This is a genomic window from Comamonas humi (assembly GCF_054782535.1).
The window spans coordinates 22694-47019 of the sequence record NZ_BAAGSH010000008.1 but is presented as its reverse complement, the minus strand read 5'-3'; the positions used below and the strand labels follow the sequence as shown (position 1 = coordinate 47019).

The following is a 24326-nucleotide window of genomic DNA, read 5'->3' as shown; positions in this document are numbered from 1 at the left end:
AAAGAGTGTTCGCAACGGCAGATCGCGTTGCAATCGCTCTGGATACTGCGACGGGAGCCCGTTTTCGCGTAGCCGACATTTAGCTATAGGACACTAGTGATTGCAATGGGTCAGCAATACCTATTCGTGAGCAATGACGGACTTCTAGCAGTCACCGGGCCGCACTGCTGATCGCCGTCGGGTGCTCACCCGAAACCCGTCGCTAGGTAGCCGCCAGCCTTGGCGCCAGGACGAGCAGTAGCAATCGCCGCGAAGCCGATTTGACCGCTGCAGTCATAGAGTGGCAATGCCGGCACGTCCTCCGCCTTTCAAGGAGTGTTATCCAAAGCCTTTTATGATCGATGGTTACGACGTAAGTGCATTGGTCACCAGCTCTGGACTTCCTAACTGCGAGGGGCTGACATATGCACCTATGAGTGGACAACCTGGCTTTGCCGAAGTTGATCAAGATAGTCAGCCCACTGCTGCATCATCCGCGCCCGCTGGGCCAGATACTGCGTGCGGTTGTAGGCGCGCCCATTCGCGTCCTTCACGGCATGGGCGAGCTGCGCTTCGATGACCATGGGATCAACCTCTAGCCGCTCCGCCAGCATCGTGCGCGCCGTGGCCCTGAAACCATGCCACGTCTGGATCTCTGGCGTATAGCCCATCGTGATCAATGCCGTACGCACCGAGTTCTCTGAAATTGGCCGATCATGGTTACGCTCGCCCGGGAACACCAAGGCTCCACGTCCTGTCAACGGATGTAACTCCCGGAGTATCGCCACCGCCTGGGTAGACAAGGGCACCAGGTGCGGATTTCCATACTCCTTCCCCTCCTTGCCGCGCTTCATCCGGGCGGCAGGTATGGTCCAGAGAGCCCCATCCAGATCGACCTCTGCCCACGCCGCACCCCGAAGCTCGCCCGGACGCTGGAATAGAAGCGGCGCGAGCTGCAACGCGGCACGCACAATGAGCCCTCCCCTGTAGGCTTGGATGGCACGCAGCAACTCTCCCAACTTTTCAGGATCGGTGATGGCCGCAAAGTGCTTGCCGCGGTAGGGTGACAGCGCCCCCTTCAGGTCGCCGGTGATGTCGCGTTCCACCCTGCCCGTGGCCACCCCATAGCGCCATACCTGACGGGCCACCATCAGGCCACGGTCAGCCGTCTCCATGGCCCCACGCGCCTCGATCTTGCGCAAGGTCGCCAGCAACTCCACCGGTTCGATGTCGGCCAGCCGACGATCACCCAGCCAGGGGAACAGATCCCGCTCCAACTGCCGTAATACACGAATCGCATGGGTGTCGCTCCACTGAGCCTTCTGCTTGCCGAACCACTCCAGGGCAACGACATTGAAGGTGTCGCCTTCCGGGTTCATGGCCTTGAGCTTCTCGACCCTGCGAACCTGGACCGGATCCACTCCCGTGGACTTCTGCAACCTGGCCACGTCCCGGGCCTTGCGCGCTGCCATGAGGCTGACCGCGGGGTAGCTGCCAAGAGCCATTCGCCCCTCTTTCCCGTTGTATCGGTACTTCCAGAACCAGCGCTTGGATCCGGCAGGGGAAATCTCTAGGTACAGGCCTCCCGAGTCGGCCAGGCGTTCTCGCTTGGCACCGGGGGAACAAACAGCGTTTCGGCACTTCAAATCGGTCAGCATGGGGGAACAACTCCAAGGACTTTTAGGCCTTTCCCCCTCGAAAACGGGGGAACAACTGCCTAAATTCTACGATTTTTTGCCCTGTTCCCCCATTTGTTCCCCCACCTCACCTCGGCAGTCAGCGAATCTCTCCGGACGACAATAGACACTAAGCTATTGATTTTCCATAGAAAAAAGGCGTTCACCGGATGTTGGCGAACGCCTTTGGACGTTATGGTGGTGGAGCTGGCGGGAATTGAACCCGCGTCCGTAAGCCTTTGTCGGCCAGATCTACATGCTTAGCGTTCTGATTTGGATCTTGCTGGCCATGGCGCGCAGACGCACGCTCCACAGCCGGCCAGTACCCTTGGATCTCGCCACGTACCAAGGTACCCGATACGCGGCCAGCTCATGTAAATTCCCTTGCAGCCGGGAGGTATTGCTACCCCCTTGCCCAGCCCATCAGCATGCTGTTGCAAGGCTCACCGGATTTAAGCGGCGAGTGCGAAACGTTCGTCGTTTGCAGTTAGTTTTTTGAATGGAGATTTACGAGCGTCACTCAAGCTCGGCATGCACCGTACCAATCCCGAACCCACGTCGAAACCGGGACAGCCCCATGGATGCTATTTTAGGCCAGATTCAGCCGATTCAAGAGCTCGAATGGCGATGTGATCACGGCGTCAGCCTGCCAGTGTGTCACCGACTGCTTTTCACCCAGGTAGCCATAGACAGCGGCCACCGTAAGCATGCCAGCCGCTTTGCCAGCCAGCATGTCGCGTTCATCGTCGCCCACGTAGACGCAAGCCTCCGGCTCCACGCCGATGCGCCGCGCGGCCTCCAGCAAGGGTGCTGGATGGGGCTTGGAGTGCGGCGTGGTATCGCCGCTGACGATGGCTCCAGCCGTGGCGAACAGTGGCATCTGCTGCGTCAGGGGTTCGGTGAAGCGCTTGGATTTGTTGGTGACTACGCCCCAGTGCAATTGCCGGTTCACCAGATCGGCCAGCAACTCTGGCACACCGTCAAAGATGGTCGTGGCCTGCGTCATGCGCCGTTCGTAGTTCTGGAAGAACTCTTCCCGCATGTCCGGAAAAGCCTCGTCTTCCGGCGACATGCCAAATGCGACCTTCAGCATGCCGCGAGCCCCAGAGCCTGCCAGAGGCCGGTACAGATCCAGCGGCAGCGATGGCATGCCTCGCGCAACGCGCATCTGGTCGGCGGCGGCGCCCAGGTCCGGGGCACTGTCAATCAAGGTACCGTCCAGATCGAACAGCACCGCCTTGATGGAATTTGTCAACAAAATAGATCCTAGTCAGGCAATAGGCCGGCGCACGGCCATCAGGTAGTTGACGCTGGTATCGCTGCTGAGCCAGTAGCGCCGCGTCAGCGGGTTGTATTCGAGCCCCTTGGTATGCTCGATATCGAGACCCGCCTGGCGGCAGTAGGATGCCAGTTCACTGGGGCGGATCATCTTGGCGTACTCGTGCGTGCCGCGTGGCAGCATGTTGAGCACGTACTCGGCCCCCACGATGGCCAGCATGAAGGCCTTGGCGCTGCGGTGGATGGTGGAGAGAAACACCCAACCGCCGGGCTTGACCAGACGGCCGCAGGCCTGCACCACCGAGGCCGGGTCGGGCACATGCTCCAGCATCTCCATGCAAGTGACGGTATCGAAGCTCGCCGGCTGCGCATCGGCCAGTTCCTCCACGCTGATGGCCTGGTAACGGATGTTCGGCGTACCCGCCTCCAACGCATGCAGCTGTGCCACACGCAAGGGCTTGTCTGCCAGGTCGATACCCAGCACCGTAGCTCCCTTGCGGGCCATAGAGTCGGCCAGGATGCCGCCGCCGCAGCCCACATCCAGCACTTGCTGGCCAGCCAACGGCGTGATGCCGTTGATCCACTCCAGGCGCAATGGATTGATCTGGTGCAGGGGCTTGAATTCGCTCTCGGGATCCCACCAGCGGGATGCCAGTTCCGAAAACTTGGCAAGCTCCGCAGGATCGGCATTCAGGGTATGGCTCATGGGGGACGATTGTCCACCAATTCCCAAGCGCAGTTGCCATAAAAAAAGCCCCATTGCTGGGGCTTTTTGAAGAGCGGTAACCGAGACGATTACTTGGCCTTGGCGGTACCGACCACTTCGATTTCCACGCGGCGGTTCTTGGCGCGGCCAGCAGCGGTCTTGTTGTCGGCCACAGGCTGCTTCTCGCCCTTGCCTTCGGTGTACACGCGGTTCTTGTCGATACCCTTGGACACCAGGTAAGCCTTCACAGCTTCTGCGCGGCGCACCGACAGCTTCTGGTTGTAAGCATCGGAACCCACGGAGTCGGTGTGACCCACGGCGATGATGACTTCCAGGTTGATGTCCTTGACCTTGCCGGACAGGTCGTCCAGCTTGGCCTTGCCTTCGGGCTTCAGCACCGACTTGTCGAAGTCGAAGAATGCGTCGGCAGCGTAGGTCACCTTCTGGGTGGTGGCAGCAGGAGCGGGAGCCGGTGCAGGAGCGGGTGCCGGTGCAGCAGCCGGAGCCGGTGCAGGAGCAGCCTTCTGCAGCGCGCCGTCGCAACCTTCAGCAGCGGTGGCAGGGGTCCAGTTGGAATCGCGCCAGCACAGTTCGTTCGTGCCGTTCTTCCACACCAGTTCGCCAGTGCCGTTCTGCCAGTTGTCAACGGTATTGCCGCCGTCAGCAGCCTTGATTTGTGCGCCAGCGGCGGTTGCAAGCGCTGCAGAGGCAAACAACATCGCCACTTTGTTCAGTTTCTTCATGGTTCTCCTCTTGGGGAAAAAGCCGCAGCCGCGCTGCGAATCAAGACGTCGTCAGTGACCATCACCAAAAACGTTCTAACCGATTGTGCCATAGGCGCGCCGGATGAATAGAGTTATCTGTAGCGCCGGGCGCAAGACAAAAGCGCAACACGCCTAGAATGTTGCCGTGATGCAACAACGGGAAGCGCCTAAAATGCCTCCCGACTTCCCGTCCATCGGCACAGACCATATGACCCAGTTTGCAAAAGAAACCCTCCCTATCAGCCTCGAAGAGGAAATGCGCCGCAGCTATCTCGACTACGCGATGAGCGTGATCGTCGGCCGCGCGCTGCCTGACGCTCGCGATGGCCTGAAGCCGGTGCATCGGCGGGTTCTTTATGCGATGCACGAGCTGAACAACGACTGGAACCGCCCCTACAAGAAATCGGCGCGTATCGTCGGCGACGTGATCGGTAAGTACCACCCGCACGGCGACAGCGCGGTGTACGACACCATCGTGCGCATGGCGCAGGATTTCTCGCTGCGCCACATGCTGGTCGACGGCCAGGGCAACTTCGGCTCGGTGGACGGTGACAACGCAGCCGCGATGCGCTACACGGAAATCCGCCTGTCCAAGATCGCCCACGAGATGCTGGCTGATATAGATAAGGAGACGGTGGACTTCGGCCCCAACTATGACGGCAGCGAGCAGGAGCCGCTGGTGCTGCCGTCGCGGCTGCCCAACCTGCTGGTCAACGGCTCGGCCGGCATTGCCGTGGGCATGGCCACCAACATCCCGCCGCACAACCTGAACGAGGTGGTGGACGCCTGCCTGCACCTGCTGGCGCACCCCGAGGCGACGGTGGACGATCTGATGGAGATCGTGCCCGCGCCCGACTTCCCGACCGCCGGCATCATCTACGGCATCAACGGCGTGAAGGACGGCTACCGCACCGGCCGCGGCAAGGTGATCATGCGCGCCAAGTGCCACTTCGAGGACATCGACCGCGGCCAACGCCAGGCCATCATCGTCGACGAGCTGCCCTACCAGGTCAACAAGAAGACGCTGCAGGAGCGCATGGCCGAGCTGGTGCACGAGAAGAAGCTCGAGGGCATCAGCCACATCCAGGACGAGTCCGACAAATCGGGCATGCGCCTGGTGATCGAACTCAAGCGCGGCGAAGTGCCCGAGGTGGTGCTGAACAACCTGTACAAGCAGACGCAGCTGCAGGACACCTTCGGCGTGAACATGGTGGCGCTGATCGATGGCCAGCCGCGCCTGTGCAATCTGAAAGACCTGATCCAGGTGTTCTTGCAGCACCGCCGCGAGGTGGTGACCCGCCGCACGGTGTTCGAGCTGCGCAAGGCGCGCGACCGCGGCCATGTGCTGGAAGGCCTGGCCGTGGCGCTGGCCAACATCGACGACTTCATCGCCATCATCCGCAACGCGCCCACGCCGCCGGTGGCCAAGTCCGAGCTGATGGCCCGCCCCTGGGACAGTACGCTGGTACGCGAGATGCTGACCCGCACCCGCGAGGATGGCGGCGTGGTGAATGCCGACGACTACCGCCCCGAAGGGCTGGAGGCCGAATTCGGCCTGGGCCAGGACGGCCTGTACCGCCTGTCGGAGACGCAGGCGCAAGAGATTCTGCAGATGCGCCTGCAGCGCCTGACGGGCCTGGAGCAGGACAAGATCGTCGCCGAGTACAAGGACGTGATGGCCGTGATCGAGGACCTGCTCGACATCCTGGCCAAGCCGGCGCGCGTGTCCATCATCATTGGCGAGGAACTGAACGCCATCAAGACCGAGTTCGGCCAGACCAAGCTGGGCGCACGCCGCAGCGAGGTCGAGTACAGCGCGCAGGACCTGTCCACCGAAGACCTGATCACGCCCACCGACATGGTGGTCACGCTCAGCCACACCGGTTACATCAAGAGCCAGCCGCTGTCCGAGTACCGCTCGCAAAAGCGCGGCGGCCGCGGCAAGCAGGCCACGGCCACCAAGGAAGACGACTGGATCGACCAGCTCTTCATCGCCAACACGCACGACTACCTGCTGTGCTTCTCGAACAAGGGCCGGCTGTACTGGCTCAAGGTCTGGGAAGTGCCCGCGGGCTCGCGCGGCTCGCGCGGCCGGCCCATCGTCAACATGTTCCCGCTGGCCGAGGGCGAAAAGATCAACGTGGTGCTGCCGCTGACCGGCGAGTACCGCAGCTTCCCGGCCGACCACTATGTGTTCATGGCTACCAGCATGGGCACGGTGAAGAAGACGGCGCTCGATGAGTTCAGCAACCCGCGCAAGGCCGGCATCATCGCCGTGGGCCTCGATGAAGGCGACTACCTGATCGGCGCGGCGCTGACCGACGGCAAGCACGACGTGATGCTGTTCAGCGACGGCGGCAAGGCCGTGCGCTTCGACGAGAACGACGTGCGCCCCATGGGCCGCAATGCGCGCGGCGTGCGCGGCATGAACTTGGAAGAAGGCCAGAGCGTGATCGCCATGCTGGTGGCCGAGGACGAGACCCAGAGCGTGCTCACCGCCACCGAGAACGGCTACGGCAAGCGCACGAGCATCGTCGAGTACACGCGCCACGGCCGCGGCACCAAGGGCATGATCGCCATCCAGCAGAGCGAGCGCAACGGCAAGGTCGTCGCCGCCACGCTGGTGCATGCCGATGACGAGATCATGCTCATCACCGACACCGGCGTGCTGGTGCGCACCCGCGTCGCGGAGATCCGCGAACTCGGCCGCGCCACGCAGGGCGTGACGCTGATCAGCCTGGACGCGGGCGCCAAGCTCGGCGGCCTGCAGCGCATCGTCGAGAACGACGCCAACGCGGCCGAGGGCGAGGCCGGCGAAGGCGCCACCGATGCCCCCGACACCGCAGCACCCGAAGGCCAGGCCTCCGAGGAATAAAGCCCAGCCTCCTGCAACCCACCTCAGCGCCGGCTCCGCCGGTGCTGGACCTCCACACCATTCACAGCACCATGCATCGCCCCTATAACTTCTCGGCAGGTCCGGCCGCGATTCCGGAAGAGGTTCTCCAGCAAGCCGCCAGCGAGATGCTGGACTGGCACGGCAGCGGCATGAGCGTGATGGAGATGAGCCACCGCGGCAAGGAGTTCATTTCCATCTGCGAGAAGGCCGAGGCCGATTTCCGCCAGTTGCTGGCCGTGCCCGAGCAGTTCCACATACTGTTCATGCAGGGCGGCGGCCTGGCCGAGAACGCCATCGTGCCGCTGAACCTGTCGCGCGGCGGCGCGGTGGACTTCGTGCTCACCGGCAGCTGGAGCCAGAAGTCGCTGAAGGAAGCCGGCAAGTACGCGCAGGCTGCGGTGGCCGCCTCGGCCGAGGACAGCGGCTTCACCCGCATCCCCGATGCGGCCGGCTGGAAGCTCAACCCCCAGGCCGAGTACCTGCACATCTGCAGCAACGAGACCATCCACGGCATCGAGTTCCAGACCCTGCCCGACCTGCGGGCGCTGGGCAGCCAGGCGCCGCTGGTGATCGATTTCTCGTCGCATGTGGCCTCGCGCACGGTGGACTGGAGCCGCGTGGGCGTGGCCTTCGGCGGCGCGCAGAAGAACCTGGGCCCCGCCGGCCTGACGCTGGTGGTGGTGCGCGACGACCTGCTCGGCCGCGCGCTCGACATCTGCCCCAGCGCCTTCAACTACCAGACCGTGGCCGCCAACCAGTCGATGTACAACACGCCGCCGACCTGGGGCATCTACATCGCGGGCCTGACCTTCGAGTGGATCCTGCGCCAGCGCGAAGGCGCGCTCGAAGGCGTGGCCGCGCTTGAGGCGCGCAACCGCGCCAAGGCCGAGCTGCTGTACGGCGCCATCGACCAGTCCGCGTTCTACGAGAACCGCGTGGCGCTGGACAGCCGCTCGCGCATGAACGTGCCCTTCTTCCTGAAGGACGAATCCCGCAACGACGCCTTCCTGGCCGGCGCCAAGGCGCGCGGCCTGCTGCAACTCAAGGGCCACAAGTCCGTGGGCGGCATGCGCGCGAGCATCTACAACGCGATGCCCCTGGCCGGCGTGCAGGCGCTGGTGGACTACCTGAGGGACTTCGAGCGCAGCGCCGCCTGAAGCACCCCGATCCGCAGCACTACACAAAAATGAGCTGCTTGCGCTTGATTCACAAGCATTTCAGATAGTTTTCATATCAGAAACGAGCTACCGCAAGCGACAGCAGCTATCAAAACCATGGCAGACAAAACCCCAAGCATCACCCCCGTGGCCAGCCCCGAGCTGGCCGACCTGCGCGTGCAGATCGACTCGCTGGACCACCAGCTGCTCCTGCTGCTCAACGAGCGCGCCCGCGTGGCCGAGCAGGTCGGCGAGCTGAAGAAGGCCGAAGGCACGCCGTTCTTCCGCCCCGACCGCGTGGCCCAGGTCATCGACAAGATCCAGCACGCCAACCCCGGCCCGCTCAAGGGCGCCCATGTCTCGGCCATCTGGCGCGAGATCATGTCGGCCTGCCTGGCGCTGGAATCGCCCCAGCGCGTGGCCGTGCTCGGCCCGCAGGGCACCTTCTGCGAAGAAGCGGCCATCCAGTACTTCGGCGGTGCGGCCGACCTGATGTACTGCGCCAACTTCGACGAGGTCTTCCACGCCACGGCCGCGGGCAGCGCCCAGTTCGGCGTCGTGGGCGTCGAGAACTCGAACGAAGGCGTGGTCACCCGCTCGCTCGACATGCTGCTGCACACGCCCTGCCACGTGGTGGGCGAGGTCAGCATGCTGATCCGCCACAACCTGCTGCGCCAGAGCAATTCGCTCGACGGCATCACCGTCGTCGCCGCGCACCCGCAGGCCCTGGCCCAGTGCCAGACCTGGCTGACCAAACACCTGCCGCACGCCGAGCGCCGCCCGGTGTCGAGCAACGCCGAAGGCGCCCGCCTGGCCGCACTGCACCCCGAGATCGCGGGCCTGGCCAGCGAGCGCGCGGCGCAGCAGTTCGGCCTGCACATCGTGGCCCATGCGATCCAGGACGACGCCTACAACCGCACGCGCTTCGCCGTCATCTGCCTGCCGCACACGCTGCCCATGCCCGAGGCCACCGGCAAGGACTGCACCAGCCTCATCATCTCGGTGCCCAACCGCCCCGGCGCGGTGCACGACCTGCTGGTGCCGCTCAAGCGCCACGGCGTGTCGATGACGCGCTTCGAGTCGCGCCCCGCGCGCACCGGCCAGTGGGAGTACTACTTCTACATCGACCTGGACGGCCACCCCTCGCAGCCCCACGTGGCCAAGGCGCTCGAAGAGCTGCAGCAGCTCGCCGCCTTCTACAAGATGCTGGGCGCCTATCCGGTCGGAGGCTGAACCGTGTTTGAACAACTGGCTCTGATCGGGTGCGGCCTGATGGGCGGCTCGTTCGCGCTCGCGATGAAGCAGGCCGGCCTGGTCAAGCGCGTGGTCGGCTACAGCAAGTCGCCCTCCACCACCGCCAAGGCCCTGCGCCTGGGCGTGATCGACGAGGAGGCCGGCTCGGCCATGGTCGCGGTCTCGGGCGCCGACCTGGTGCTGCTGGCGATTCCCGTCGCCGCCACCGAGGCCACGCTGCGCTCCATCAAGGACCTGGTGCGCCCCGACACCCTCATCATGGACGTGGGCTCGACCAAGCAGGACGTGGTGCAGGCGGCGCGCGCCGGGCTGCGCCAGCGCTTCGGCTGCTTCGTGCCGGCCCACCCCATCGCCGGCAAGGAAGTCTCGGGCGTGGAATACGCCGAGGCCGGCCTGTACAACGGCCAGCAGGTGGTGCTCACGCCCACCGAGCTGACCCAGGTGGCGCAGCTGCGCGCGGCCGAGTCGCTGTGGCGCGCGCTCGGCAGCCACGTGACCAGCATGTCGCCCGAGGCGCATGACTCGGCGCTGGCCGCCAGCAGCCATGCGCCGCACCTCGTCGCCATGGCCTACATGAACTCCATCGTCAGCCAGCCCGACGGCCACCGCATGCTGTCGCTGGCCGGGCCGGGCTTTCGCGACTTCACCCGCATCGCCGCCGCCGACACCACCATGTGGCGCGACATCTTCCTGGCCAACCGCAGCGAGGTGCTCAAGCAGATCCACCAGCTGCAGCACATGCTGGGCCAGTACGAGGCCGCGCTGCTGTCCGAGCAGCCGCAGCGCATCGAAGGCCTGATCAACCAGGCCCGCGACGCGCGCTCGCAGTGGCATGTGGGCAAAATCTATGCACCCGAAGGCGGCAAGGCCGCCTGATTATCGAAAACGATAGCTGCTCGCGCTTATTCCATAAGCGCTGGCGGCCATTTTTACCAAAACCGTTCATCCGCCCCGCCATGTACGCCACCGCTTTCCTCGACCTTCCCGCCCTGCAAAGCGCCCATGGCGAGGTGCAGCTGCCCGGCTCCAAGAGCATCTCCAACCGCGTGCTGCTGCTGGCGGCGCTGAGCCGCGGCACCACCACCATCCACGACCTGCTCGACTCCGACGACACCCAGGTCATGCTCGAGGCGCTGCGCCAGCTCGGCTGCGCCGTGGTGCGCAGCACCGACCCGGCCCACCTCAACAGCTACCACATCACCGGCATCGCCGGCCAGCTCGCGCCGGGCATGGCCACGCGGGTGACCAAGCTCTTCCTGGGCAATGCCGGCACCGCGATGCGCCCGCTGACGGCTGCGCTGGCGCTGCTGGGCGGCGAGTTCGAGATGAGCGGCGTGCCGCGCATGCACGAGCGCCCCATCGGCGACCTGGTGGACGCGCTGCTGCAGCTCGGCTGCCGCATCGACTACCTCGGCAATGCCGGCTACCCGCCGCTGGCCATCCACCCCACGCCGGCCTCGCAGCTGCAGCTGCAGGCGCCGATCCGCGTTCGCGGCGATGTCTCCAGCCAATTCCTCACCGCGCTGCTGATGGCGCTGCCGCTGGTGGCCCGCCAGCAGGACGTGAGCATCGAGGTCGTCGGCGAGCTGATCTCGCGGCCCTACATCCACATCACGCTGGAGCTGCTCAAGCGCTTCGGCATCGTCGTCGCCAACGAGGGCTGGCAGCGCTTCGTCATCCCCGCCGGCAGCCACTACCAGTCGCCCGGCACCATCCACGTCGAGGCCGATGCCTCGTCGGCCAGCTACTTCATCGCGCTGGGCGCGATAGCCGCCGGCAAGTCCACCAAGGACGGCCACGGCGCGGTGGCCGAGCCGGTGAAGATCCTGGGCGTGGGCGCCGACTCCATTCAGGGCGACATCCGCTTCATCGAGGCCGCCGAAGCCATGGGCGCGCACGTCACCAGCGGCCCCAACTGGCTCGAAGTGCGGCGTGGCGCCTGGCCCCTCAAGGCCATCGACCTGGACTGCAACCACATCCCCGACGCCGCGATGACCCTGGCCGTGATGGCCTTGTATGCCCAGGGCACGACCACGCTGCGCAACATCGCCAGCTGGCGCGTCAAGGAGACCGACCGCCTCGCCGCCATGGCCATCGAGCTGCGCAAGCTCGGCGCCACCGTCGAGGAAGGCGCCGACTACCTGCGCGTGACACCGCCCGTGAATGTCGAGGCCTGGAAGCCCGCCAGCATCCACACCTACGACGATCACCGCGTGGCCATGTGCTTCTCGCTCGCCACCTTCAACCCCGCCGGCCTGCCGGTGCGCATCGAAGACCCCAAGTGCGTGGCCAAGACCTTCCCGGACTATTTCGAGGCGCTGTTCTCGGTGGTCCGCCCGGTGCCCGGCAGCGTGCCGGTGCTGTGCATCGACGGCCCCACCGCCTCGGGCAAGGGCACGCTGGCGGCGGCCGTGGCCGAGCGCCTCGGCTACCACCTGCTCGACTCCGGCGCGCTGTACCGCATCGCCGGCCTGGCGGCCTCGCGCGCTGGCATCCCCATCAACGCCGAGCATGCGGCCCAGATCGCCGCGCTGATCGCCCAGCTCGACATCCGCTTCACGCCGCAGCAGGGCGTGCTGCTCGACGGCGAGGACGTGAGCCTGGCCATCCGCACCGAAGAGGCCGGCATGAACGCCTCGCTGGTTTCGGCCCTGCCCGCGGTGCGCCAGGCGCTGGTGCAGTCGCAGCACGATTTCCGCCGCCTGCCGGGGCTGGTGGCCGACGGCCGCGACATGGGCACGGTGATCTTCCCGCTGGCCCCGCTGAAGGTGTATTTGACGGCCAGCGCCGAAAAACGTGCCGAAAGACGCCATAAGCAGTTGATCGAAAAAGGAATGTCGGCTAAAATATCCGACCTTCGCGCTGACTTGGAAGCGCGGGATGCGCGCGACATGCAGCGCAGCACCGCCCCACTTCATGCCGCGCAGGATGCCGTGCTGCTGGACAACTCCGATCTTTCGGTCAACGAGGCCGTGGACCAGGTGCTGGACTGGTGGGCACAGCGACAGCCTTTTGCCTGAGGAGGCAAAAGGTTGAAAACGGCCCCTGCGGCCTTCCACTGACGGCATCTGGCGGTCATGGGCAGCAGGGCTTTGCAACCTTAACCCGCGGAACCTTCCGCAAACTACCTGCGCATACAGCCATAGAAACGATAGCAATGGTGCTGTCGGAAACCTGCATGCGTCTAAGGAACCACATGTCTGAATCTTTTGCCGCCCTGTTTGAAGAATCGCTGCAACGCACCGAAATGCGCCCCGGCGAGGTCATCACCGCTGAAGTCGTGCGCGTTGAGCACAACTTCGTCGTCGTGAACGCTGGCCTCAAGTCCGAAGCCTATGTGCCGATCGACGAATTCAAGAACGACCAGGGCGAAATCGAAGTCCAGGTGGGCGACTTCGTGTCGGTCGCCATCGGCTCGATCGAAAACGGCTACGGCGACACCATCCTGTCGCGCGACACCGCCAAGCGCCTGGCTTCGTGGCTGGCTCTCGAAAAGGCCCTGGAATCGGGCGAATTCGTGACCGGCACGACCTCCGGCAAGGTCAAGGGCGGCCTCACGGTCCTGGTCAACGGCATCCGCGCCTTCCTGCCCGGTTCGCTGATCGACACCCGTCCGGTCAAGGACCTGACCCCCTACGAGAACAAGACCCTGGAATTCAAGGTCATCAAGCTCGACCGCAAGCGCAACAACGTGGTGCTGAGCCGCCGCGCCGTGGTGGAAGCCTCGATGGGCGAAGAGCGCGCCAAGCTGATGGAAACCCTGAAGGAAGGCTCCATCGTCAACGGCGTGGTCAAGAACATCACCGAATACGGTGCGTTCGTGGACCTGGGCGGCATCGACGGCCTGCTGCACATCACCGACATGGCATGGCGCCGCGTGCGTCACCCGTCCGAGGTGGTGCAGGCTGGCCAGGAAATCACCGCCAAGATCCTCAAGTTCGACACCGAGAAGAACCGCGTCTCGCTGGGTCTGAAGCAGATGGGCGACGATCCGTGGATGGGCGTTTCGCGCCGCTACCCGGCCAACACCCGCCTGTTCGGCAAGGTCACGAACATTGCCGACTACGGCGCGTTCGTCGAGCTGGAACCCGGTATCGAAGGCCTGGTGCACGTCTCCGAAATGGACTGGACCAACAAGAACGTGGCACCTTCCAAGATCGTGTCGCTGGGTGACGAAGTCGAAGTCATGGTCCTCGAGATCGACGAAGACAAGCGCCGCATCTCGCTGGGCATGAAGCAGTGCAAGGCCAACCCCTGGCAAGAGTTCGCTCAGAACACCAAGCGCGGCGACCGCGTGAAGGGCCCGATCAAGTCGATCACCGACTTCGGCGTGTTCGTGGGCCTGGCCTCGGGCATCGACGGCCTGGTGCACCTGTCCGACCTGTCGTGGAACGAAGCTGGCGAAGCTGCCGTTCGCAACTACAAGAAGGGCCAGGAAGTGGAAGCCATCGTGCTGGCCGTGGACGTGGACCGCGAGCGCATCTCGCTGGGCATCAAGCAGCTCGACAGCGATGCCTTCACCACCTTCTCGACCGTGAACGACAAGGGCCAGATCGTGACCGGCAAGGTCAAGTCGGTGGACGCGCGCGGCGCTGAAATCGACCTGGGCGACGACGTCACCGGTTACCTGCGCGCTTCCGAGATCTCGCAGGACCGCGTGGAAGACGCCCGTTCCGTGCTGAAGGAAGGCGACGAAGTCACCGCCGTGGTGACCAACGTCGACCGCAAGAACCGCAGCATCCAGCTGTCGATCCGTGCCAAGGACTCCGCAGACCAGCACCAGGCCATGGCCTCGCTGTCCGCGCAATCCGCCCGTGAAAACGCCGGCACGACGAGCCTGGGCGCACTGCTGCGCGCCAAGCTGGACAACTCCGACAAGTAATCCAGCGCCTGGCGCCCGTCCCGTGCTGCACGGGACGGCTCCTTGATCCAGATGGGCGCCTTCGCGGCGCCCATCTGTTTTCTGATACCGCTACACTGCCATCCGCATGACCCGATCCGATCTCATCGAAGAGCTTGCCGCCCGTTTCCACCAGCTGACCCAGCGGGACGCGGAGCAGGCCGTCAAAACGATCCTGGACGCCATCGAGGACTCGCTGGTCCGTGGCCAGCGCATCGAGATCCGCGGCTTCGGCAGCTTCACGATCACCCACCGCCAGCCGCGCCTGGGCCGCAATCCGCGCTCCGGCGAATCGGTGCACATTCCCGCCAAGCGCGTGACCCACTTCAAGCCCGGCAAGGCCCTGCGCGAAGCCGTCGATGCAGCGCCCATCGACCCGACCAGCCTGCAGAAGGATTAAGTCTATAGAGCCCGCCATACAAGCGCGGACAGCTATTAGATAAATAGCAAAAACAAACACCCCGGCCCCATCGGCGACACCGTAGAATCGCCTGATCCACACGGGGCCTCGTATGAAATACCTGCTGTGGCTGCTGAAGGCAGCCATTTTTTTTACCCTCTTCGCGTTCGCGCTGAACAACCAGCGCGACGTGGTGGTGCACTTCTTCTTCGGCACGCAATGGAGCGCGCCGCTGGTGCTGGTGGTGCTGGTGGCCTTCAGCGCCGGCGTGGTGGTCGGCGTCGTCGGCATGGTGCCGCGCTGGTGGAAGCACCGCAAGGCCGCGCTGCGCCCCGCCCCGGTGCCCGCCGAGCCCGCCCCGGCCGCCGCCGAGGCCACCCCTGCCGCCAAGATCGAATCGAGCTTCCATGGAATTTGACCTGACCTGGATCCTGCTGGGCCTGCCGGCGGCCTTCGTCCTCGGCTGGCTGGCATCGCGCTTCGACCTGCGCCAGATGCGCCGCGAGAACAAGAGCGCCCCCAAGGCCTATTTCAAAGGCCTGAACTTCCTGCTCAACGAGCAGCAGGACAAGGCCATCGACGCCTTCATAGAAGCCGTGCAGAACGATCCGGACACCGCCGAGCTGCACTTCGCACTGGGCAACCTGTTTCGCCGCCGCGGCGAGTACAACCGCGCCGTGCGCGTGCACGAGCACCTGCTGTCGCGCGCCGACATCTCCAAGGAAGAGCGCGACCGCGCCCAGCACGCGCTGGCGCTGGACTTCCTGAAGGCCGGCCTGCTCGACCGGGCCGAGGACGCGCTGGCCAAGCTCGATGACACGGCCTTCGAGAACGAGGCCCGGCTGTCGCGCCTGGCCATCTACGAGCGTGCCCACGATTGGCCGCAGGCCGCGGCCATCGCGCGCCAGATGCAGCAGCAGGGCCAGGGCGAGTACAACGTGCGCATCGCCCACTACCTGTGCGAGCAAGCGCTGCAGCAGCAGGCCAACGGCCAGCTCGATGCCACGCGCGAGCTGCTCGACCAGGCCCTCGCCACCGCCCCCGAGGCACCGCGGCCGCACATCGAGCTCGCGCGCCTGCAGCAGAAGCAAGGCCAGCCTTCGGCCGCGCTCGACACCCTGGTGGTGCTCGCCCAGGCCTCGCCGGCCTCGGTGGCCCTGGTGGCGCAGCTGATGACCGAGCTCGGCCGCGCCACCCAGCGCCAGGCCGAGGTGCGCCAGCTGCTCGAAGCCAACTACCTGCAGGCGCCGTCGCTGGATGTGCTGCAATGCCTGGTGAGCCTGGATGAAGAAGCCCCGGCCGGCGGCACCGGCCCGCAGGGGCGCGAGCGCTACGTGCAACACCTGCAGCACGAGCCCTCGCTGGTGGCGGCCAGCCGCTGGTTGGAAGGCGAGAAGCTGGAGCACCAGCAGTACCACGCCGCAGTGCAACGCGCGCTGGACAATGCCACCAAGCCGCTCACCCGCTACCGCTGCGCGGCCTGCGGCTTCGAGGCCCGGCAGCATTTCTGGCAATGCCCGGGCTGCCAGACCTGGGACAGCTACCCGCCACGCCGCGTGGAAGAGCTGTAAAGCCGGGGCGGGATCAGCCGCCCTGCAGGCGCCGCAGCGCCTGGTCGCGCTGGATCAGCTGGTCGTTGCCGATCAGCGCCGCGAGGCCGATGGCCACGATGGCGGTGAACACGGGCAGGTCCATCGAGCTGATCACCGCGAAGCCCTGGGGCGTGGCAAAGCGCTTGGCCACCGTGGTGCAGATGAAGTCGGCCGCCGCCATGCCGGTGTAGTGCATGGAGCAGACGGCGAGCCCCATCACCGCCGCCGCCACGGCCCGCAGCGATACCGAGCTGGTGCGGAAGGCCAGCCACAGCGCCGCGCTGGCCGCGAACATCGCGATCAGGATGGACAGCCCCACGATCTCCATGGACCAGACGATGTAGCCCGGAAAGCGCATGCCGTACATGCCCAGGTAATGCATGAAGGCCACGCCCAGGCCGAGCACGCAGCCCGCGCTCAGCAGGCGCACGCTGCTTTGCGGGCGCGCCGCCACATAGGCCAGCGCCGCCGACGTGGCGCCGATCGCCGCCACCAGCGACACCAGTGTTTCGACCATGGAGTAGCCCGAAGCCATGCCCAGGTTCAGCGCCAGCATGCCCGTGAAGTGCATGGACCACACGCCGATGCCGCCCAGCGCCGTGCCTGCCGCCAGCAGGTTCAGCCAGCTGATGCCGCCCTTGCGGCCCCGGATGCGCTGCGCGGCCGTCAGCGCCACGAAGGCGCCGAGCACCGAGATGCCATAGGACATGACCACCAGCCCCAGGCGGTACGAGGTCTGGGCCAATTCACCCGCTTGAATCGTTTCATTCATGTGGACAGCTCCTTGTGCAAAAACTGGTTGACAAAGATCTGCTCCGACCGAATGTCGGCTGATGGCAGCATCCGCCCCTCCCTGCAGATCCCGATTTCTTATAGTCACCAAATGTAATGAATTTAAAACGGAATTGCACGAATATTCACAAATTGCAAACTACCTTTCATTGAAAAAATCTCTTGCCTTGAAGATTTTTGCCATTTTTCTTTGGATGCAGGCATTTTTAATATCCATTAAATCTATATCTTTTAGTTATTCACAGATATATGCATCGGCCCGCCGGCTGCGGTAACAATGCCGCCATGCCCTCTCCCCACCAGACCCAGACCCCGCGTGCCCCCAGGATGGCGGCAGGCCCGTTGCCGGGAGGCCTGGCCATGGGCGGCGTGGTCTGGCTGCTGGGCTGGGCCGTGGCCTTTGCGCTCGAGGGGCATGCCGACCAGGGCAGCCAGGCGCTGCCGCTGGTGCTGGCCGTGGCCATGGCCGGCCTGTGGTGGCCATCGTGGATGGCCGTGGCCGCCAGCGCCGCCACGGTCGTGGCCTTCAACTGGTGGTTCATCTCGCCGCGGGGCACGCTGCAGGTGTCGCTGCCGCGCGACCTGCTGTTCCTTTGCTCCATGCTGACCGTGAGCGGCGGCGTCACGCTGATGATGGCGCGCCAGCGCCGGCTCGCCACGGCCAGCGAGCGGCACGCCCAGCGCGTGCAGGAGCTGTATGCGCTGTCCGAGGCGCTGCGCGTGGCGCAGACCCCGGCGGCCGTGCATGGCGCGCTGGACGCGGCGCTGTCGGCCTCGTGCCAGGCCACGGACGCGGCCAAGGCCGTGTTCCGCGCGGCATCTGCCGAGCCCGGCGCCTGGCAGCCGTTTGGCGCACCCAGCGACGACGAGGCCAGCGGCCTCGCGCTGTGTTGCAGGCAGGACCAGCCCATGGGCCCCGGCACGCAGGTGTACGACAACCAGCCCGGCTGGTACCTGCCGGCGCACGGCATGCGCGCCGTGCAGGGCGCGGTACTGCTGCAGCCGCCGCCCGCCCTGCTGCACGACACGGCCCAGCGGCGCCATGCCCAGGCCATGTGCGACCTGGCGGGGCAGGCGGTGGAGCAGTTGCATGCCGCCGCCGCCGCGCAGGCCGCGCAGCAGGCGGCGCAGGTGCACGCCTTCCGCAACACCATGCTGGCGGCAGTGTCGCACGACTACCGCACGCCGCTGGCCAGCATCCTGGGCGCGGCCTCGTCACTGTGCCAGCAGGACGAGCGGCTCACGCCGCCGCAGCGCCAGCGCCTGGCGGCCACCATCGTCGACGAGGCCACGCAGCTCAGCCGCCTGACCGACAACGCGCTGCAGCTCGCCCGGCTCGACGGCGGCGCAGCCAGCCTGCACCGCGACTGGGAGTCGCTGGAGGAACTGGTGGGCGCGGTGCTGCGCCGGGTGCGCGCCCGTGACCCCGAGCGCCGCGTGCGCGCCCGGCTCGGCGCGCGGCTGCCGCTGGTGCAGTGCGACGCGGTGCTGATGGTGCAGTTGCTGGAGAACCTGATCGACAACGCGCTCAAGCATGCCGGCGCCCATGCGGCCATCGACATCGTGGGCCGCAGCCGCCATGGCCAAGTGTGGCTGGCGGTCTGCGACCGAGGGCCGGGCATCGCCGAGCCCGAGCAGGCTCGATTGCTGGCGGCCTTCGAGCGCGGCGGCGGCCAGCCCCTGGGCACGCGCGGCGCGGGCCTGGGCCTGGCGCTGTGCGATGCCGTGGCCCGCGCACATGGCACGCAGCTCGCCATCCGCAACCGCCGCCGGGGCGGCTGCTGCGTGGGGCTGTGCATGCCCGTCGCCGAGCCTCCGGCGATGGAGCCGGAGGAGTCGCCATGAGCCTGCGCGTGCTGCTGGTCGAGGACGACCCCGAGCTGCGCGCCACCTTGCGCGAGGTGATGCGCGTGGAGGGCTATGAGGTGGCATCGGCCGCCAGCCTGGCCGATGCGGCCATCCAGTTCAGCCATGCGCAGGCCGCCGGCCAGGAGCTGCGCGCCTTCGACCTGGTGGTGCTTGACCTGGGCCTGCCCGACGGCGAGGGCAGCGACTTCCTGGCCACGGTGCGCCGCCAGTCGGCCTGCCCGGTGCTGATCGTCTCGGCCCGGCACGACGACGGCCAGAAGATCGCGCTGCTCGACGCCGGCGCCGACGACTACCTAGTCAAGCCCTTCAGCGCCGGCGAGCTGCTGGCGCGCATGCGCGTGGCGCTGCGCCACCGCGGCCGGCGCGTCGAATCGGCGCTCACGCGCTTCAGCGGCCACGGCGTCGAGGTCGATCTGGCGCGCCGCGCGGTGGCGCGCGACGGCCAGCCCGTGCACCTCACGCCCAACGAGTTCGGGCTGCTGGCCGTGCTGGTGCGCAACGCCGGGCGCGTGGTCACCCACCGGCAGCTGCTGTCCGAGGTCTGGGGGCCCGGACACACGGCCGACACCCACTACCTGCGCCTGTACATGGCGCAGCTGCGCGCCAAGCTCGAGGCCGAGCCGGCCGATCCGCAGCTGCTGCTCACCGAGACCGGCGTGGGCTACCGGCTGGCGGAAGAGCGCTGAACGCACGCTTCTAAAAACATAGCTTCTCGCGCTCGCCATATCTGGCTTACAGATACAAAAATATCTGCAACCCAATGAAATAGAGCGCTAGCCGCTATGTTTTTTGCCATCCTGGCATCCATATGCTTTCCTGATACGCGCGTGCCGATACTGCGGGCTGGACCACTTTGCGTACCCGCACATGAACAACAACCACCAGCACGAAGGCGGCGGCCACCTCGGCAAGCAGGGCCTGGGCGCGCTGACGCTGGGCGCCATCGGCGTGGTGTATGGCGACATCGGCACCAGCCCGCTGTACACCGTCAAGGAAATCTTCGCGCCCCACACCGGCGTGGTGCTGAACGAGGCCAACCTGATCGGCGCCATCTCCACCATCTTCTGGGCGCTGATGCTCGTCGTCACGCTCAAGTACGTGATCCTGATCCTGCGCGCCGACAACCACGGCGAAGGCGGCGGCCTGGCGCTGACCGCGCTGGCGGCGGCCGCGGTCAAGGGCAGCCCGCGGCTGCGGCGCGCGCTGCTGCTGCTCGGCGTGTTCGGCGCCAGCCTGTTCTATGGCGACAGCGTCATCACGCCGGCGATCTCGGTGCTGGGCGCGGTCGAGGGCCTGCAGATCATCACGCCGGGGCTCGAAAGCCTGGTGCTGCCGATCACCGTGGTCGTGCTGGTGGGGCTGTTCATGGTGCAGCAGTTCGGCACGCACCTCGTGGGCCGCTTCTTCGGGCCGGTGATCGTGCTGTGGTTCGTGGTGCTGGGCTGCGTGGGGCTGTGGCACATCGCGCAGCACCCGGCCATCCTGGCGGCGCTGAACCCGCTGCATGCCTGGGACTTCATCGCCGCGCGCGGCTGGAAGCTGCTGGCCACGCTGGGCGCCATCGTGCTCGCGCTGACCGGCGCCGAGGCCCTGTATGCCGACATGGGCCACTTCGGCCGCCGCCCCATCCAACTGGCCTGGACCACCCTGGTGCTGCCCGCGCTGGCGCTCAACTATATGGGCCAGGGCGCGCTGCTGATGGGCGAGCCGCAGGCCATCGAGAACCCGTTCTACCGCCTGTTCCCCGAGTCCTGGCTGATCCCCGCGCTGCTGCTGGCCACGCTGGCGGCCATCATCGCGTCGCAGGCCGTGATCTCGGGCGCCTACTCGATGACCAAGCAGGCCATGCAGCTGGGCTTTCTGCCGCGCATGACCATCCACTACACCTCGGCGCGCGAGGCCGGCCAGATCTACATCCCCTCGGTCAACTGGCTGCTGCTGGCGGCGGTGATCGCGGCCGTGCTGCACTTCGGCAGCTCGTCGGCGCTGGCCTCGGCCTACGGCATCGCGGTCACGCTGACGATGGCGATCACCACCATCCTCACCTTCTTCGTGGTGCGCAGCGCCTGGAGCCTGCCGCTGCCGGTGGCGCTCGGGGCCACGGCCTTCTTCCTGGCCGTCGACGCGCTGCTGGTGGCGGGCTGCGCCGTCAAGTTCTTCGACGGCGGCTGGTTCCCGCTGGTGCTGGGCGGGCTGCTGTTCACCGGCATGAGCACCTGGGCGCGCGGCCGCCAGCTGTTGCTTGATGGCATCCACCGCGATGGCCTGGAGCTGGCGCCCTTCATCGAAAGCCTGGACCCGCGCAGCCTGCCGCGCAGCACGCGCACCGCGGTCTACCTTGCGGCCGACCCGTCCACCGCGCCGCAGGCGCTGCTGCACAACCTCAAGCACAACCAGGTGCTGCACGAGCGCAACGTGGTGCTGACCGTGCGCTTCCACGACGTGCCCTGGGTGCCGATGGCCGAGCGCATCGAGGTGCAGCCGCTGACGCACTGCTTCTGGCAAGTGACGGTGCACTATGGCTTCATGAACGTGCCCGACGTGCCCAAGGCGCTGGAGCTGACGGCTTCGCATGGGCTGAAAATCCCCACCTTCGAGACCAGCTTCTTCGTCAGCCGCGAAACCGTGGTGCCCACGCCCGGCTCGGGCATGGCCAGCTGGCGCGAGCGGCTGTTCGCCGCCATGAGCCGCAATGCCGGCGGCGTGGTGGAGTTCTTCCGCCTGCCCGACAACGCGGTGGTCGAGCTGGGCACGCGGGTGCAGATTTGAACCAAATCGGCCTCCAGCGCTCATCCAGCAAGCGCAAGCAGCTATTTATTGAATAGCATCAACCCAGCGCGAAGCGGAACACCGCGCCGCGCTGCGGCTGCTGCAGCAGCTCGATGCGGCTGCCGTGCAGCTGCAGGATGCGGTGCACGATCATCAGCCCCAGGCCGCCGCTGCGCCCGCCCGCCGGCGCGGCCAGCCCGGTGAACGCCGGGCGCTCGAACAGCCCGGCCCGCAGCGCGGCAGGAACGCCCGGCCCGGTGTCGCTCACCGTCACCTGCACGCCGCCGCCGCTGGCGCGCAGCTGCACCACGATCTCGCCGCCCTCGGGCGTGCTGCGCACCGCGTTGTCGAGCAGGTTGACCAGCACGCGCTCGAGCATCGCCACGTCGGCGGTGACGGCCGGCAGGCCGGGCGCGATGTCGGCCACCAAGCGTTGGCGGCGCGCCTCGGCCGCCAGCTCGAACTTCTGGAACACGTCCTGCACCAGGTCGGGCAGGCCGAAGCGCTCCAGCTCGGGCTTGACCACGCCGTACTCCAGCCGCGCCAGCTCGAACAGCTCCTGCGCCAGCCGGCCCACCTTGCGGCTCTGGTCCAGCGCGATGTCGAGGTAGCGGCGGCGCTCGTCGGGCGCGAGCAGGTCGGCCTTCATGCGCAAGGTCTCAAGATAGCCGTGCAGCGAGGTCAGCGGCGTGCGCAGGTCGTGCGAGAGGTTGGCGAACAGCTCGCGCCGCTGCTGGTCCTGCGCGCGCAGCGCCTGCCACTGCTCGGCCGTGCGCCGCGCCAGCCGCGCGAAGGACTGGGCCAGCTCGCCGATCTCGCCGCCGCCCCGGCCGGCACGCTCCAGCAGCGGCTCGGCCTGCGGCCAGGCGGCCTCGATGCCGTCGGGCTCCAGGCTGCGCACCGCCGCGGTCAGCGCGCGCAGCGGCCGCGTGATGAGGCGGAAGGCCACCAGCCCCGCCACCAGGCCGAGCAGCGCCACCAGCGCCGTGGACCACAGCAGCGTGCGCAGCGCGCTGCTGGCGCCCAGGCTGGCGGCCAGGGTCTCGCGGTCCTCGCCCTGCAGGATCACGTAGACATAGCCCGCGTCCCGGCCCTGCGACTGCAGCGGCGCGGCGCTGAAGACCTTGCGGCCACCCACGCTGCGCGGATCGTCGCCCAGCACCGGCAGCATGGCGCCCTGCAGCAGCTGGCGCACCGGCGCCAGGTCCACGCGCTCGCGCTTCACATGGCCGGGAGGCGCCGCATGCGCGGCGATGCGGCCATCGGCGTCGAGCAGGTAGACCTCGACGCTGGGGTTCACCGCCATCAGCTTGTCGAACAGCTCGCGCACCGCGCCGGCGTTCAGGCCCTGCGGCTGCATCAGCGCCGGGTAGCCGGCGATGTGCGCGGCCAGGCCGCCGGACAGGCGCTGCACCACCTCCTGCTCGTGGCGCTCGCTGGCCCGCATCTGCAGCGCGACCGATATGCCGCAGCAGGCCAGCAGCAGCGCGGCGAAGACCAGCGACAAACGCTGCGACAGTGACAGGCGCGCGATCATGGCGCGGCCTCCGCCAGCTTGTAGCCGCGGCCCCAGACGGTGAGGATGCGCCGGGGCTCGGCCGGGTCGGCCTCGATCTTCATGCGCAGCCGGTTGATGTGGGTGTTGACGGTGTGCTCGTAGCCGTCGTGCTGGTAGCCCCAGACCTGGTTGAGCAGGTCGAGCCGCGAGAACACCTTGCCGGGGTGCCGCGCGAAGAAGTGCAGCAGGTCGAACTCGCGCGGCGTCAGCTCGATGCGCCGGCCGTCGATCTGCACCTCGCGCGCCAGCGGGTCGATGGACAGCCCGCCCAGCGCCAGCACGCCGGCGTCGAGCTGGGCGTTGCGCGCCAGCGCGTCGCTGCGGCGCAGCAGCGCGCGCACGCGGGCCACCAGCTCCAGCATCGAGAAGGGCTTGGCCAGGTAGTCGTCTGCCCCCAGCTCCAGGCCCAGGATGCGGTGCACCTCGCTGGAGCGGGCGCTGGTGATGATGATGGGCGTGTAGTGCGTCATGGCGCGCACGCGCCGGCAGATCTCCAGCCCGTCCACGCCGGGCAGCATCAGGTCGAGCACCAGCGCGTCCCAGCCGCCCTGCTCCACCGCGCGCATGCCGGCATGGCCGTCGGCGACGTGTTCCACCGCATAGCCTTCGTCGCGCAGGTGCATGCGCAGCAGCTCGGCGATGTGGGCATCGTCCTCGACGATCAGTACGCGTTTGCTCGGATTCATGGCGCCATTGTCCCGCAGCGGCCCGCGGCCAGGTATCACGATTTTTTGAA

19 protein-coding genes and 1 other RNA gene are annotated in these 24326 nt (G+C 66.6%); 12 read left to right on the top strand and 8 right to left on the bottom strand.

All coding sequences use genetic code 11. From position 1 onward, the window contains the following. Positions 1–410: 410 nt before the first annotated feature. The 5 genes from ACYVKR_RS10085 to ompA all read right to left on the bottom strand — a co-directional run bounded on the left by ACYVKR_RS10085 (position 411) and on the right by ompA (position 4382). A complete protein-coding gene (locus ACYVKR_RS10085; protein ID WP_460480741.1) occupies positions 411–1637 on the bottom strand; it encodes a tyrosine-type recombinase/integrase in 1227 nt (408 codons plus the stop codon). 217 nt (positions 1638–1854) lie between these two features. Then, positions 1855–2232: a transfer-messenger RNA gene (gene ssrA / locus ACYVKR_RS10080) on the bottom strand. A gap of 12 nt (positions 2233–2244) precedes the next feature. Beyond that, positions 2245–2910: an HAD-IA family hydrolase gene (locus ACYVKR_RS10075; RefSeq protein ID WP_460480740.1), complete on the bottom strand. Its 666-nt coding sequence runs from the start codon at positions 2908–2910 to the stop codon at positions 2245–2247. A 15-nt stretch (positions 2911–2925) separates the two neighbouring features. Next, positions 2926–3639, bottom strand: a complete 714-nt coding sequence (gene ubiG / locus ACYVKR_RS10070) for a bifunctional 2-polyprenyl-6-hydroxyphenol methylase/3-demethylubiquinol 3-O-methyltransferase UbiG (RefSeq protein ID WP_460480738.1) — start codon at positions 3637–3639, stop codon at positions 2926–2928. A gap of 89 nt (positions 3640–3728) precedes the next feature. Further along, complete coding sequence (gene ompA, locus ACYVKR_RS10065; RefSeq protein WP_460480737.1) at positions 3729–4382, bottom strand: OmpA family protein; 654 nt, start codon at positions 4380–4382, stop codon at positions 3729–3731. 229 nt (positions 4383–4611) lie between these two features. Here ompA and gyrA point away from each other — a divergent pair, with 229 nt between their 5' ends. From gyrA to lapB, 9 genes are all read left to right on the top strand, one after another. Continuing rightward, entirely contained in the window at positions 4612–7278 is a 2667-nt protein-coding gene (gene gyrA, locus ACYVKR_RS10060) for a DNA gyrase subunit A (RefSeq protein WP_460480736.1), read from the top strand. Positions 7279–7349: 71 nt separating this feature from the next. After that, a complete protein-coding gene (serC, locus tag ACYVKR_RS10055) occupies positions 7350–8456 on the top strand; it encodes a 3-phosphoserine/phosphohydroxythreonine transaminase (protein WP_460480735.1) in 1107 nt (368 codons plus the stop codon). 117 nt (positions 8457–8573) lie between these two features. After that, positions 8574–9689: a bifunctional chorismate mutase/prephenate dehydratase gene (gene pheA, locus ACYVKR_RS10050; protein WP_460480734.1), complete on the top strand. Its 1116-nt coding sequence runs from the start codon at positions 8574–8576 to the stop codon at positions 9687–9689. Positions 9690–9692: 3 nt separating this feature from the next. Then, complete coding sequence (locus ACYVKR_RS10045) at positions 9693–10586, top strand: prephenate dehydrogenase (protein ID WP_460480733.1); 894 nt, start codon at positions 9693–9695, stop codon at positions 10584–10586. Positions 10587–10666: 80 nt separating this feature from the next. Further along, the gene (locus ACYVKR_RS10040) at positions 10667–12730 is read left to right on the top strand and encodes a bifunctional 3-phosphoshikimate 1-carboxyvinyltransferase/cytidylate kinase (RefSeq protein WP_460480732.1); all 2064 of its coding nucleotides are present in this window, start codon (positions 10667–10669) and stop codon (positions 12728–12730) included. 176 nt (positions 12731–12906) lie between these two features. Next, a complete protein-coding gene (gene rpsA / locus ACYVKR_RS10035) occupies positions 12907–14592 on the top strand; it encodes a 30S ribosomal protein S1 (RefSeq protein ID WP_460480731.1) in 1686 nt (561 codons plus the stop codon). Positions 14593–14698: 106 nt separating this feature from the next. Continuing rightward, positions 14699–15010: an HU family DNA-binding protein gene (locus ACYVKR_RS10030; protein WP_460480730.1), complete on the top strand. Its 312-nt coding sequence runs from the start codon at positions 14699–14701 to the stop codon at positions 15008–15010. A gap of 112 nt (positions 15011–15122) precedes the next feature. After that, positions 15123–15428 (top strand): LapA family protein, encoded by a 306-nt coding sequence (locus ACYVKR_RS10025; RefSeq protein ID WP_460480729.1) that lies wholly within the window; start codon positions 15123–15125, stop codon positions 15426–15428. Further along, a complete protein-coding gene (gene lapB, locus ACYVKR_RS10020) occupies positions 15418–16581 on the top strand; it encodes a lipopolysaccharide assembly protein LapB (protein WP_460480728.1) in 1164 nt (387 codons plus the stop codon). Before ACYVKR_RS10025 ends, lapB begins: the two co-directional genes overlap by 11 nt. 13 nt (positions 16582–16594) lie before the next feature. On the opposite strand, the gene ACYVKR_RS10015 is transcribed toward lapB, so the two are convergent. Continuing rightward, positions 16595–17374 (bottom strand): MHYT domain-containing protein, encoded by a 780-nt coding sequence (locus tag ACYVKR_RS10015; RefSeq protein WP_460480727.1) that lies wholly within the window; start codon positions 17372–17374, stop codon positions 16595–16597. 305 nt (positions 17375–17679) lie between these two features. Here ACYVKR_RS10015 and ACYVKR_RS10010 point away from each other — a divergent pair, with 305 nt between their 5' ends. The 3 genes from ACYVKR_RS10010 (at position 17680) to ACYVKR_RS10000 (ending at position 22032) form a co-directional block, all read left to right on the top strand. After that, positions 17680–19239: an ATP-binding protein gene (locus ACYVKR_RS10010; RefSeq protein WP_460480726.1), complete on the top strand. Its 1560-nt coding sequence runs from the start codon at positions 17680–17682 to the stop codon at positions 19237–19239. After that, positions 19236–19949 (top strand): response regulator transcription factor KdpE, encoded by a 714-nt coding sequence (locus ACYVKR_RS10005; protein WP_460480724.1) that lies wholly within the window; start codon positions 19236–19238, stop codon positions 19947–19949. Before ACYVKR_RS10010 ends, ACYVKR_RS10005 begins: the two co-directional genes overlap by 4 nt. A gap of 181 nt (positions 19950–20130) precedes the next feature. Beyond that, on the top strand, positions 20131–22032 hold the full coding sequence (locus ACYVKR_RS10000) for a potassium transporter Kup (RefSeq protein WP_460480723.1): 1902 nt from the start codon (positions 20131–20133) through the stop codon (positions 22030–22032). A 58-nt stretch (positions 22033–22090) separates the two neighbouring features. On the opposite strand, the gene ACYVKR_RS09995 is transcribed toward ACYVKR_RS10000, so the two are convergent. Together ACYVKR_RS09995 and ACYVKR_RS09990 are read right to left on the bottom strand one after the other, a co-directional pair. After that, positions 22091–23569 carry a sensor histidine kinase gene (locus tag ACYVKR_RS09995; protein ID WP_460480722.1) on the bottom strand — a complete coding sequence of 493 codons (1479 nt, stop codon included), beginning with the start codon at positions 23567–23569 and terminating at the stop codon, positions 22091–22093. Next, positions 23566–24276 carry a response regulator transcription factor gene (locus ACYVKR_RS09990; RefSeq protein ID WP_460480721.1) on the bottom strand — a complete coding sequence of 237 codons (711 nt, stop codon included), beginning with the start codon at positions 24274–24276 and terminating at the stop codon, positions 23566–23568. The genes ACYVKR_RS09995 and ACYVKR_RS09990 overlap by 4 nt, the downstream gene beginning before the upstream one ends. Positions 24277–24326 lie beyond the last annotated feature (50 nt).